The organism is Clostridium sp. AM42-4 (assembly GCF_003480105.1).
In the GTDB taxonomy this organism is placed as follows: Bacteria; Bacillota; Clostridia; order Lachnospirales; family Lachnospiraceae; genus Brotaphodocola.
The window spans coordinates 125,978-138,393 of sequence record NZ_QUIK01000011.1; the positions used below are offsets into that span (position 1 = coordinate 125,978).

At 49.9% G+C, this 12,416-nt stretch carries 9 protein-coding genes; 2 read left to right on the top strand and 7 right to left on the bottom strand.

The window, feature by feature from the left end; genetic code table 11:
- Positions 1-50 precede the first annotated feature (50 nt).
- The 4 genes from dnaJ to hrcA all read right to left on the bottom strand — a co-directional run bounded on the left by dnaJ (position 51) and on the right by hrcA (position 4,880).
- On the bottom strand, positions 51-1,199 hold the full coding sequence (dnaJ, locus tag DW922_RS10550; RefSeq protein WP_118533952.1) for a molecular chaperone DnaJ: 1,149 nt from the start codon (positions 1,197-1,199) through the stop codon (positions 51-53).
- A gap of 17 nt (positions 1,200-1,216) precedes the next feature.
- The gene (gene dnaK / locus DW922_RS10555; protein WP_118718176.1) at positions 1,217-3,094 is read right to left on the bottom strand and encodes a molecular chaperone DnaK; all 1,878 of its coding nucleotides are present in this window, start codon (positions 3,092-3,094) and stop codon (positions 1,217-1,219) included.
- A gap of 66 nt (positions 3,095-3,160) precedes the next feature.
- Positions 3,161-3,796 (bottom strand): nucleotide exchange factor GrpE, encoded by a 636-nt coding sequence (grpE, locus tag DW922_RS10560; protein WP_347560302.1) that lies wholly within the window; start codon positions 3,794-3,796, stop codon positions 3,161-3,163.
- Positions 3,797-3,842: 46 nt separating this feature from the next.
- Positions 3,843-4,880: a heat-inducible transcriptional repressor HrcA gene (gene hrcA / locus DW922_RS10565; protein WP_118718177.1), complete on the bottom strand. Its 1,038-nt coding sequence runs from the start codon at positions 4,878-4,880 to the stop codon at positions 3,843-3,845.
- 377 nt (positions 4,881-5,257) lie between these two features.
- Between hrcA and DW922_RS18305 the strand changes: the two genes are divergently transcribed.
- Positions 5,258-6,019, top strand: a complete 762-nt coding sequence (locus tag DW922_RS18305) for a 3D domain-containing protein (RefSeq protein WP_118726501.1) — start codon at positions 5,258-5,260, stop codon at positions 6,017-6,019.
- Positions 6,020-6,126: 107 nt separating this feature from the next.
- Here DW922_RS18305 and argH read toward each other — a convergent pair whose 3' ends face one another.
- From argH to DW922_RS10585, 3 genes are all read right to left on the bottom strand, one after another.
- Positions 6,127-7,497, bottom strand: a complete 1,371-nt coding sequence (gene argH, locus DW922_RS10575; protein ID WP_118726502.1) for an argininosuccinate lyase — start codon at positions 7,495-7,497, stop codon at positions 6,127-6,129.
- Between the two features lie 97 nt (positions 7,498-7,594).
- Positions 7,595-10,693, bottom strand: a complete 3,099-nt coding sequence (locus DW922_RS10580; RefSeq protein WP_243032173.1) for a YfhO family protein — start codon at positions 10,691-10,693, stop codon at positions 7,595-7,597.
- Between the two features lie 128 nt (positions 10,694-10,821).
- Positions 10,822-11,238, bottom strand: coding sequence for a GtrA family protein (locus DW922_RS10585; RefSeq protein ID WP_182436748.1), 417 nt, complete (start codon positions 11,236-11,238; stop codon positions 10,822-10,824).
- Between the two features lie 257 nt (positions 11,239-11,495).
- Here DW922_RS10585 and DW922_RS10590 point away from each other — a divergent pair, with 257 nt between their 5' ends.
- On the top strand, positions 11,496-12,365 hold the full coding sequence (locus tag DW922_RS10590; protein WP_118726504.1) for a phosphoribosylaminoimidazolesuccinocarboxamide synthase: 870 nt from the start codon (positions 11,496-11,498) through the stop codon (positions 12,363-12,365).
- Positions 12,366-12,416: the final 51 nt, after the last annotated feature.

The window sequence follows — 12,416 nt, forward strand, 5'->3', positions numbered from 1 at the left end:
CTGCAGAATAGTCTCTTTTTTCGCACACGCTATGCGGATTTTTATCTTATTTATTTAAAAAGACCTTTTTTCTTATGCTTCGTTTCAGCCGGCATCTCTCCATGCATAACGGCATCGAAATTCCTCAATGCTTCCTTCTGTGCCTCCGTCAGACGCTCCGGCACCTGAACAACCAGAGTCACATAGTGATCGCCGCGGAGATTACGGTTACGTAAGGACGGTACGCCCTTGCCTTTTAAGCGGACACGGGTATCGGTCTGGGTTCCTGCCTTGACCTCGTACTCGACCTCTCCGTCTACCGTCTTGATGCGGATCGGACCGCCCAGGGCTGCTGTTGCGAAGGAGATCGGTACGGTGGAGAAGATGTTGACATCCTGACGCTTGAATACCGGATGCTGGGATACCACTGCCTCAACCAGGAGGTCTCCTCTCTCGCCGCCGTTTACACCAGGCTCACCGCCGCCTGCGCAGCGTACACTCTGCCCGTTGTCGATACCAGCCGGAATGGTAACCTTGAATTTTTTCTTCTTGGTGATATAACCAGTGCCATAGCAGTCAGAGCATTTCTCTTTGATGACTTTGCCCTTGCCGCCGCAGTCCGGACAGGTCTGGACATTCTGTACCTGACCGAAGAAGGACTGCTGGGTGTAGATGATCTTACCTTTACCGCCGCACTTCTTGCAGGTTTCCGGTGAAGTACCAGGCTTTGCGCCGGTACCGTGGCAGGTTGCACACTCTTCTTTATAGTTGATCTCAATTTCCTTCTCACAGCCAAACACTGCCTCCTCGAAGGTAATGCGAACTGCTGCCCTTACATTGGCACCGCGCATCGGACCGTTATACTGGCTGCCGCCACGGCTTCTTCCGCCGCCGAAGATATCTCCGAAGATATCTCCGAAGATGTCTCCCATGTCGGCTCCGTTGAAATCGAAACCACCGAATCCACCGGCACCGCCGCCTGCGCCGCCCTCGAATGCAGCATGACCGAACTGGTCATACTTTCTTCTCTTCTCCGGGTCACTTAACACGCTGTATGCCTCAGATGCTTCCTTGAACTTACGCTCGGCCTCGGCATCACCCGGATTTGCATCCGGGTGATACTTTTTTGCAAGGACACGATATGCTTTCTTTAATGCGGCCTCGTCGGCGTTCTTCGGAACGCCGAGGACCTCGTAATAATCTCTCTTAGTCTCTGCCATGACGCACTATCCTTTTATTATACTTCTTTGAAGTCACCGTCGATGACATCGTCGTTGTTTGCGCCTGCGTTGCCGCCTGCTGCGCCAGCTGCACCCTGTGCACCTGCTGCGCCCTGTGCGTTTGCGGCACCCTGGGCTGCCTCATAAACCTTGCTGAACAATGCCTGTGCGCTGTTCATCAGTTTCTCTTTGCCAGCCTTGATGTCCTCAACCTGAGCATCGGTCATGTTGTCGATCGGAGCACGGTTGATAGCTTCCTTCAGGGCATTTAAGTCAGCCTCTACAGCAGCCTTGTCGTTTGCGTCGATCTTATCGCCAACCTCGCTTAATGCCTTCTCGGTCTGGAATACCATAGCATCTGCGTCGTTTCTTGCATCGATTGCTTCTTTTCTCTTCTTATCCTGAGCCTCGAACTCAGCAGCCTCTTTGACTGCCTTATCGATATCAGCCTCAGACATGTTGGAACCGGAAGTAATGGTGATGTGCTGCTCTTTGCCGGTACCAAGATCCTTAGCGGATACATTTACAATACCGTTTGCATCGATATCGAAGGTAACCTCGATCTGCGGAACACCTCTTCTTGCCGGAAGAATGCCATCCAGACGGAACTGGCCCAGAGTCTTGTTGTCACGTGCGAACTCACGCTCACCCTGTACAACGTGGATATCTACTGCTTCCTGGTTATCAGCTGCGGTAGAGAAGATCTGGCTCTTCTTGGTCGGGATGGTGGTGTTTCTCTCGATCAGTCTGGTAGCGATACCGCCCATGGTCTCGATGGACAAAGACAGCGGGGTTACATCCAGAAGAAGGATATCACCTGCGCCTGCATCGCCTGCAAGCTTACCACCCTGGATAGCAGCACCGATTGCTACGCACTCATCCGGGTTAAGGGATTTATTCGGCTCTTTGCCGGTCATCTGTTTTACTTTCTCCTGAGCTGCCAGCATACGGGTGGAACCACCGACTAACAGAACCTTGCCAAGCTCAGCAGTGGTTACACCGCCATCTTTTAATGCATTCTGTACCGGGATTGCGGTTCTCTCGATGAGGTCGTGGGTCAGCTCGTCGAATTTTGCTCTGGTTAAGTTCATATCCAGATGCTTCGGGCCCTCTGCGGTTGCAGTGATGAACGGCAGGTTGATGTTGGTGGTGGTTGCGGTAGAAAGCTCTTTCTTTGCTTTCTCAGCAGCCTCTTTCAGTCTCTGCATCGCCATCTTATCTCCAGACAGGTCTACGCCCTCAGCCTTCTTGAACTCGTCAACCAGCCACTGGGTAATACGGTTATCGAAATCATCGCCGCCTAAGTGGGTATCGCCGTTGGTGGAAAGAACTTCGATAACGCCGTCACCGATCTCGATGAGGGATACATCGAAGGTACCGCCGCCTAAGTCGTATACCATGATCTTCTGCTCATTCTCGTTGTCCAGGCCATATGCCAGTGCAGCTGCGGTCGGCTCGTTGATGATACGCTTTACATCCAGGCCTGCGATCTTACCAGCATCCTTGGTTGCCTGACGCTGTGCATCGTTGAAATATGCCGGAACGGTGATAACTGCCTCGGTTACGCTCTCACCCAGATAAGCCTCTGCATCTGCTTTTAACTTCTGCAGGATCATAGCGGAGATTTCCTGAGGAGTATAGCTCTTACCGTCGATAGTTACTTTATAGTCGGTACCCATATGTCTCTTGATGGAAGCGATGGTTCTGTCTGCGTTGGTAACAGCCTGACGCTTTGCCGGCTCGCCGACCAGACGCTCACCGGTCTTGGTAAATGCTACAACAGACGGTGTGGTTCTGGAACCTTCCTGGTTCGGGATAACTACCGGTTTACCACCCTCCATAACTGCTACGCAGCTGTTTGTGGTTCCTAAGTCAATACCAATAATCTTACTCATAGTGATTTCCTCCTAATCTATACTGAAACAAAATTTTGTTAATACGCTTTGTTACGCACAGCCAGTTTAGTTTGCTACCTGGACCATGCTGTGACGTACCACGCTGCCGCGGTACTTGTAACCCTTCTGCAGCTCCATGGCGATCTCATTCTCGCCATACTTCTCGTCCTCCACATGCATCACTGCGTTGTGTAAGTTCGGGTCGAACTGCTGGCCTACTGCCTCGATCGTTTCCACTCCGGCATCTTCCAGGGTTTTTACGAACTGCTTGTAGATCTTTTCAACGCCTTCGGCGAAGGAAGAACCCTTCTCATCCTCCGGCACGGCTGCCAGGCCCCGCTCGAAGTTGTCGAGCACCGGAAGGATCTTCTCGATGATGTCCTTCGCTCCGACCTCGTACATGGCTGCCTTTTCTTTTTCCGTACGCTTACGGAAGTTATCGAATTCAGCCATCTGCCGTTTTAAGCGGTCCTGCAGGTCCTCGATCTGGGCATCCTTTGGATCCTTCTTTGCTGCTTTGGCATCCTTCTCATCTTCTTTTGTGTTGTTGTTTTCTTTGGTCTCGGTTTCCTTCTCTGCAGTTTTGTTTTCCTCTGTTCCTGCGGAAGTTTCGCCGTTATCTGCTTCGGCGTGCTCAGCTTCGAGGTTTTCGTTCTCCGCCGCTGCCGCGCCCTGCTTCATTTCTTTCTCTGTCTGGCTCATGGTGATTCACCTTTCTTTATGATCATCCGCTGCCGTCTTGGCAACTCTAATTTTCTTCGTTTTTAAATGTGGCATCCAGCTGCTTCATCAGATGCTTCAGCGTGCTGAGTACCTTTTCGTAATCCATCCGTTTCGGTCCGATGATACCGATGGTACCGCGGATTCCTTCGCCCAGTTCATAGTTGGCAGTGACCACGCTGCAGTCCTTCATGGTCTGGAGCGGTGTCTCATCTCCGATGTAAACCTGGATTCCATTGTTGTCCTCGGATTCATTTACATCTGTGATCAGCTCCTGAAGCTTATCTTTCTGTTCCAGGGTACTGATCAGCTGGCTTGCTTTCTCGCCGTCGCTCAGTTCCGGATACTTGAAGATGTTGGTCGCGCCGCTGGTGTAGATCTGAAGGTCTTCCTCGTCGGCCCGGATGGCTCCCGCCACTTCATTCAGCACCAGATCGATGATCTGGCTGTGGGCACCGGCCTGCTGTTTGAGCTTTGTGATCACATCTAAATTGATCTGCTCAATGGTGAGACCGTTCAGCGCGCTGTTCAGCAGAATGTTTAAGTTCAGGATTTCCTCCTGGCTGACCGGCTCCGGAATGTCCACCATGGCGTTCTTGATGAGGTTTCCTTCCACCACGATGACCACCAGCAGCTTGTTTTCTTCCATCTGGGAAAGCTGGATGAATTTCAGTTTGTTCTGATGGTACTGCGGTCCGCTGATCATGGCAGCGTAGTTGGTGTTGTTGGCAAGGAGCTGTGCCAGCTTCTTTAATACCAGTTCCACCCGGTCAACCCGCTTGATCATCAGACTCTTGACTTCGGTAACCTCCTGCTCCTTCTCCTGCATGATCTGGTCTACATAGAAGCGGTAGCCTTTATCGGAAGGAATACGCCCTGCCGAGGTGTGCGGCTGCTGAATGTACCCCATCTCCTCCAGGTCCGACATCTCGTTCCGGATGGTTGCGGAACTTAATTTCAGATCCGTGTATTTGGAAATGGTTCTGGAACCTACCGGCTCACCTGTTTCCAGATAAGTTTTGATGATGGCTTTTAATATCGTGACTTTACGATCATCCAGTTCCATTCTGCCGCCTCCTTTTCTTTATTAGCACTCGCCATTAAGGAGTGCTAACATTCTGTGATTAATATACTTTACCCTATGTCGTTTGTCAAGAGGTTTGGCGAAAAAAACTATGTTTTTTCTGTGATTTTTAGGGATAGTTCGTTTTTTCCTTGACAAATCAAAAAAATCATGTAAAATAGGGTCTTATCGTTCATATATTACAAATTTGTTACATATATTTATTTTGTGTGAATCAAATATTTCTTTTTTACGCATAACAGACTTTGCAGCCTAAGCTGCAGAAATACCAAATAAGATACAGGCAAAAACAAGCACGCCTGCACCCTGCGACCGAGATCGTCACTGTAACAAATTTGGAAAAAGGAAGGATTGATCTTATGTTAATGAACAAAAAATTTTTTGTAACACTACTGACTACTGCACTGTTTCTCATAAGCGGCACTTTCACTGCCCTGGCATCGGACTTAGATGGCTCCTTCGATGATTTTGAAGGAAATACCATTGTCGGCTGGGGCTGGGACTCCACGCAGCCAAACACTGCAGTTCCGGTCACTGTTACCATCACCAATAAAGAAACCGGCGAGCAGGTAAAGAGCTTCCACCAGACCGCCATCACCTACCGCTCCGATCTGGAGGAAAACGGAGTCGGAAACGGGCGCCACGGCTTCCGCATTGCCATGAACTGGGACACTCTCCCGGACGGAACCTATTTAATAGAAGGAAATGTAGACGGCAAAGCACTCTCCAACCCCAAAACCTATACTAAGGGGGAAGCTGCAAAAAATAATAAAGAAGAAAGCAATGCTTCCGGCGATGCCCATGACCATGAGCACACTGCAACCGGCTTAAAATCCCTTGGTTTCTTCCGCACCACCGGCTACTGCCCGTGCAAACAGTGCTCAGAAGGCTGGGGACGCCGCACCAGCACCGGCTCCATTGCAAAATCCAGCCACACCATCGCCGTAGACCCGCGCATCATTCCTTACGGAAGCAAGGTTATGATAGGCGGAGTCATCTACACCGCAGAGGACCGCGGAGGCGGTGTCAAAGGAAACCACGTCGATATCTTCTTCGACACCCACGCACAGACCCGCCAGCACGGAAAGCAGACGCAGGAAGTGTTCCTGGTGCTCGGATAAAATATAACAATATCACACAGTAACGAACGAGGGCCGAAAGGTTTCGTCCCCGCCATTCGGCGGGGACAGAACCTTCCGGCCCATTTGTGTTTACTGTGCGATATTGTTTACTTCAGCTGCTCTTTGTAGATCGCAATGACCTTCTTCATGGCTTCCTGTCCAGGAGCACCGATGGTGGTTCTCTTCTCTACGCAGGTCTTCATGCTAATAGCCTCGTAGACATCTTCCTCGAATACCGGGCTGATGGCCTTAAACTCCTCCAAGGTCATATCGTCCAGTGCAATGCCCTTGTCGATGCAGAACAGCACCAGCTGGCCTACAATGCCGTGTGCGTCACGGAACGGGACACCATGGTTTACCAGGTAATCAGCTGCGTCGGTTGCATTGGTGAAGCCATTCTTTGCACTTGCTTCCATAACTTCTTTATTAAAGGTCATGGTGGAGACCATACCGGTGAACAGTGCCAGACAGCCTTTTACGGTATCGATGGCATCGAAGGTCAGCTCTTTGTCTTCCTGCATGTCTTTGTCGTATGCTAACGGGATGCCCTTCATGGTGGTCAGAATAGACATCAGTGCGCCATACACACGGCCGGTCTTGCCGCGCACCAGCTCTGCGATATCCGGGTTTTTCTTCTGCGGCATGATGCTGCTTCCGGTGCTGTACGCATCGTCGATCTCCACAAAGCGGTATTCGTTGCTGTTCCAGATGATGATTTCCTCAGAGAAGCGGCTTAAATGCATGGCAATGGTGGAGAGGGCAGATAACAGCTCGATCACGTAATCACGGTCGGATACGGAATCCATGCTGTTTAAGGTCGGTCCGTCAAAGCCAAGCAGCTCAGCCGTGTAAGCGCGGTCCAGCGGGTAGGTGGTTCCTGCCAGTGCGCCGGAGCCCAGCGGGCAATAGTTCATGCGCTTGCGGATGTCGTGCAGGCGGCTTCTGTCTCTGGAGAACATCTCAAAATAAGCGCCCATATGGTGAGCCAGGGTAACAGGCTGTGCCTTCTGCAGATGGGTAAAGCCCGGCATATAGGTGTCGATGTTTTCTTCCATGATCTTTAACAGCTCTTTTAACAGATTTTTCACCAGAACGTCAATCTCATCGATCTCATCACGACAGTAAAGCTTCATGTCGAGTGCAACCTGGTCATTTCTGCTGCGTCCGGTGTGAAGGCGCTTGCCTGCCTCACCAATACGCTCGATCAGATTTGCCTCCACGAAGGAATGGATATCCTCATGCTCTTTGGTAAATACCAGCTTGCCGGACTCAATGTCAGCCAGAATGCTGTTTAAACCGTCAATGATCGCCTTGCGGTCTTCCTCAGACACAATGCCCTGCTTTGCAAGCATGGTAACATGGGCAATGCTGCCCTGAATGTCCTGATGATAAAATTTCTGGTCAAAAGATAAGGACTCGTTGAAGTTGTGTACCAGCTGGTTTTCTTCCTTGGTGAATCGTCCGCCCCATAATTTCATAGTGTTAGTCTCCTCTTTTTTCGTATTTTGTATCATGATTACTGTTTAGGATACATAAACAGCAACATATCATGTTCAGCAGTATGACTGCCCCAGGTTACCATTCAGCCGGATGTTCCGGCTCTTTTATTTCCGGCTCCTCAAAATACTGCATTTCTGAATCTGCCCTCTCAGGATCCGGATGTTCCATTCCGGCTCCAGTCTGCGCATGCATGTTTCTTTCTTCTCTGTCATATTCACAGTGTTCATATGCGTCCGCATCCTGCTCATACGCCTGCTCTTCCCGGTATCTGCGAAGCAGCCAGCCACCCAGTGCGATCAGCGCCAGCAGCACTGCACTACCGCCCGAGATCAGCGCGCCCGGAATCAGTCCCTTCGGGGTGTATTCCATGGCTACGGTATGACTCCCGGCACTCAGCCAGATGCCCACAAACGAATCCAGGATCTTTTCCGGCTCCTGTTCTTTTCCGTCGACCAGGATTTTCCATCCTTCATCGTAAGGGATCGAAGTGAACATCCACCCTTCCTGATCGCAGCTGATCATTCCCTCTAAAGAGGTATCTGTCCAGCTCGTCAGGCTCCACGGATGTGCGGAAAGCTTTGCGGCAATGGAGCCAAGTCCGTTTTCTGAGAAGCGGTACACATCAGCCCACATTTCCTCCTTGCTGTCCTCCGCAGTCAGGGTAACTGCTTCCCCGGCTACACAGTAGCCCAGCTCCAGAAGGTAACCGCGGTCCACATTCGTAAAGGTTTTCGTGCCCTTCCAAGTCGTGGCAGTCACTTTTTCAATCTTTTTATTTCCCACGTAAGCGTAATATTCCCCGCTTGTTTCCGGATAAAAGGTCAGGTCACTGCCCTCAGTACTTGTGTCCAGAACCAGGTTCATAACCTGCTCTGCCCCAAGCGCATCGGCCAGACTGTTCTGCACATCCGCAGGATTGCCGGTTTCCAGATTCCACCGGGATTCAAAATCCGGCTCCACATAAAAGCCAACCGGTAAGGTGTAGTTATTCTGGTACAGCCAGACTCCGTCCTGTTCTCCGATCACCGTGCGAAGAGACGTGTCATCCGGCTTTTCCGAATAAATGCCGTATTTTACGGAAAACAGAGCATCGACAAGCGGTGTGCTTCCGGTGATGCTGTAAGCATTCGTGGAGCTTTCACATCCCAGCTTCTTAAACAATGCCGAGAGGTCCGCATTCGCCGTGGAGGAAAACAGGGAAATCGATGGAAAATGCATCCAGGCTCCATCGTTCTTGGTTTTCCGCGTCACCTTTTCCATGCGGAAGAAAGAGTCGTTTGGCTGAACTGAATCCACCAGCTTCTCCGCTGCTGCATTATCGTCCGTATAGGCCGTCCGGCTGGTTGTTGTCACACTGGTCACAGCCGTATTTACCGCTGCCTCAATGGAAACAACCGCCAGCGCATAAAACAGCGCCGGAAAATAATAACGCCTGCCTCTCTGGTAAAGGGCGATGGCCCCAAGATACAGTGCAAGGAACAAAATCGCCACATAATATACAATAAAATGGAAGTGATCCTCCGTCACCAGTTTCTGTGCCATCAGCACAAAGACCACGGAACCGGCAAATGCTGCCGTCACATGCTTCCACGGCGTTTCCTTCAGATACATGTAAGCCCGGTAGCAGGCAAACAGCACCAGGAAAATGTAAATGTAGGACTGTCTGCAAGGCAGGCTGTTTGGATAATGAAAGCCGTGCCAGATAAAATTCAAGACATTGAACGAAAAGCTCGCAAAGAAGAACAGCAGCATAACACAGTAAACCGCCTTTTCCTTTGCAGATATTTTTTTGCAAAGCAGGTAAAGGATAAAAAACATCAGCACTGCTACTCCGCAATACACATTCGGCCAGTGGTCCAGTCCGATCTCCGTCTCCACGTTGCCGATATGGCGAGCGATCATATCAAAGATTGAGAAATACTGGGAAAATGTTTTCGGAAAGCTCACATCGCCCGAAGCGGTCATCTGCAGGGCAAAAACCTCCGGAAGCAAAACTACCGCCGACAGGCCGCCCGCCAGCAGGGAATAGACCGCAAACTGGAAGCCGCGCCCGATAAATTTCTCCCAGTGCATATCCTCATCTAAAACCAGCAGTGCGATAAAATACAGCACCATAAAAATGCAGGTCATGATGGAGATATAATAATTAGAAAGAATGGACATGCCGAGCGTCAGGCAGTAAAGTATTCCTTTTCCATCTTTCACCAGCCGCTCCAGCCCCAAAACGATCAGCGGGAACAAAATAATGCAGTCCAGCCACATAATGTTCCAGCTATAGGCAGCCATATAGCCCGACAAGGCGTAAAAGATACCGAAAAATGCCACACCAAAATCGTTGGTCCTGCAATGCTTTCTTAAATAATAAGCCATGGTGAGACCACAAAGCCCAATCTTTAACACGATCTGGTAAGTCATAAACTCAATGACCAGATTCTTCGGGCAAAGGATCAAAAGCCAGTTAAACGGACTCGCCAGATAGTAGGCATACAGTGCTGAAAAGTTCACACCCATGCCGACATCCCAGCTGTAAAGAAGGCTGCCGCCGCTTTTCAGCTTATACTGGAATTCCGAGAAAAACGGCGCATACTGATGGTACATGTCTGTCCGGAGGAAGGTTTCCTCTCCAAACGGAAAGATTCCCCGCTGCACGAAAATGATCAGCATGATCACCACCGGGATCAAAAAAGCTGCAACCAGGGCATCGCCGGAACGGATCAGGTCCTCCTCTTCCATGGCCTGTTTGCACAGGCGTTTTTTTGCACGCTTTTCCGGGCGGGTGAAACGCTTCCTGGGTTCTTTTCTCACAGATTTTACTGTTTTCGGTTCTGCGGCTTCCGTTTTCGGTGCTTCTGATTTTACTTCATTCCGTTTTGCGCATTCCCATGTTTCCGCCCGTTCCGGCATTCCTGCTTTTTTCGTCACTTCTGCATTCTTCGGCATTCCTGCTCGCTTAGGCATCTCTGCATCCTCCGGCATTCCTGCTTTTTCCAGCGGTTCTATCTTTTCTGGCGCTTCAGCGGTTTCCACCCCTTGCAGATGTTCCATTTTCTCCGGCAATTTCTCATTCTGACCACGCTTCGCTTCCACACTGGCAACTGCGCTCTCCATCTCCGCTAACAAGTCAGCAACACTCCCCTTTTTTTCCTGAAGCGTGCCTCTTTTTTCCTCAATCATAAGTAAATCCTCTAGTTCTCTCGTAACACAGGCGATTTTTTCGCTTTGCATGCTGCATCTCCCTACTTACGATGATCATTTTTTCCTGTCACTGTTAACATTTCCGTTACCTTGGAACACTTATGCAGTTATGATTCCTTCTTAAAAATAAACCATTTGCTAAATGCATAGTTCAGCACCAGGGAAATCGCCGATACTACGATCTTGCAAATGAAATCCTGCTTAATTCCCAGACCGTCTACCATAGCAATCATTGCCACCATGGTAAAAACACCGGTTGCGGCCCTGCAGGCCACAAAAGGCACAAATTCCGACCAGACCTTTTTCGGATGAAGGTCAAAGCTGCCAAATACAAACAGCTTGTTCGTCACAAAAGCAAACAGGACCGCTGCTGCCCATGAGCCTGCCGTAGCAACCCGGTAATCGATCCCGACACGGCGCATGTACCAGTAGCTGACCCAGTCCACCAGAGTGGTCAGCACACCGAAGACCAGGTAGGAAATGGTCTCCCGGTTTACGAGTTTCTTCCATAATTTAGTTATCATTTTTTTCTCCATATAAATATCAGTAAATCACTTATGCCCCATTATATGGCACGGAGCCAGAATTGTAAAGCACTCCCACCCCAGTCCAAAAAATTTTATAAGTTTTTTTAATAAAAGACTTGCTATTTATTTGTTTTGCGTATATCCTATTAGCAGAAGCTGCTTTCCAGGCACTTCCCCCCATAACCGTAACTTTACAGTTCTTGCAGCTGCCCTGTATTTCACAGCCGCAAACCATAAAAAACATTCAGTGAGGTATGAAGATGAAACCAGTTAAAGAAGGAAAGGTACGCGAAATCTATGACAATGGAGACAGCCTGATCATGGTAGCCACCGACCGCATCAGCTGCTTTGATGTGATCCTCCACAACACCGTTACCAACAAAGGTAAAGTTCTGACCCAGATGTCCAAGTTTTGGTTCGATTTGACCAAAGACATTCTGCCGAACCATATGATTACCACCGATGTAAAAGAAATGCCGGAATTCTTCCAGACTCCGGAATTCGAAGGCAAGACCATGATGTGCCGGAAGCTGACCATGCTCCCGTTAGAGTGCATCGTCCGCGGCTACATCACCGGAAGCGGCTGGGCAAGCTATAAAGAAAACGGAACCGCATGTGGCGTGAAGCTGCCGGAAGGCTTGCAGGAATGCCAGAAGCTGCCTGAGCCGATCTACACTCCTTCCACCAAGGCAGAGATCGGTGACCACGACGAAAACATCACCTACGAGCAGAGCATCGACCACCTGGAGAAATACTTCCCGGGCAAGGGTGCCGAATACGCAGCAAAGCTTCGTGACTGCACCATCGCACTTTACAAGAAATGCGCTGACTACGCTTACAGTCACGGCATCATCATTGCAGATACCAAGTTTGAGTTTGGTCTGGATGAGAATGGCAACATCGTCATTGGTGACGAGATGCTGACTCCGGACAGCTCTCGCTTCTGGCCGGTAGAAGGCTACGAGGTTGGTCACAGCCAGCCGTCCTTTGACAAGCAGTTTGCACGTGACTGGCTCAAAGCAAATCCGGACAATGACTGGACCCTGCCGGAAGATGTCGTCCAGAAGACCATCGATAAATATCTGCAGAGCTATGAAATGCTCACCGGAGAGAAGCTGAAATAAACAATTTGATTAACTTTAATAGGGCCGTGTGAGTTGCCTTTCGGCAACTAC

Coding starts and splice junctions, on each gene's coding strand:
- dnaJ (WP_118533952.1), bottom strand. CDS start 1,199: ATGGCAGAGACTAAGAGAGATTATTACGAGGTCCTCGGCGTTCCGAAG.
- dnaK (WP_118718176.1), bottom strand. CDS start 3,094: ATGAGTAAGATTATTGGTATTGACTTAGGAACCACAAACAGCTGCGTA.
- grpE (WP_347560302.1), bottom strand. CDS start 3,796: ATGAGCCAGACAGAGAAAGAAATGAAGCAGGGCGCGGCAGCGGCGGAG.
- hrcA (WP_118718177.1), bottom strand. CDS start 4,880: ATGGAACTGGATGATCGTAAAGTCACGATATTAAAAGCCATCATCAAA.
- DW922_RS18305 (WP_118726501.1), top strand. CDS start 5,258: ATGTTAATGAACAAAAAATTTTTTGTAACACTACTGACTACTGCACTG.
- argH (WP_118726502.1), bottom strand. CDS start 7,497: ATGAAATTATGGGGCGGACGATTCACCAAGGAAGAAAACCAGCTGGTA.
- DW922_RS10580 (WP_243032173.1), bottom strand. CDS start 10,693: ATGATTGAGGAAAAAAGAGGCACGCTTCAGGAAAAAAAGGGGAGTGTT.
- DW922_RS10585 (WP_182436748.1), bottom strand. CDS start 11,238: ATGATAACTAAATTATGGAAGAAACTCGTAAACCGGGAGACCATTTCC.
- DW922_RS10590 (WP_118726504.1), top strand. CDS start 11,496: ATGAAGATGAAACCAGTTAAAGAAGGAAAGGTACGCGAAATCTATGAC.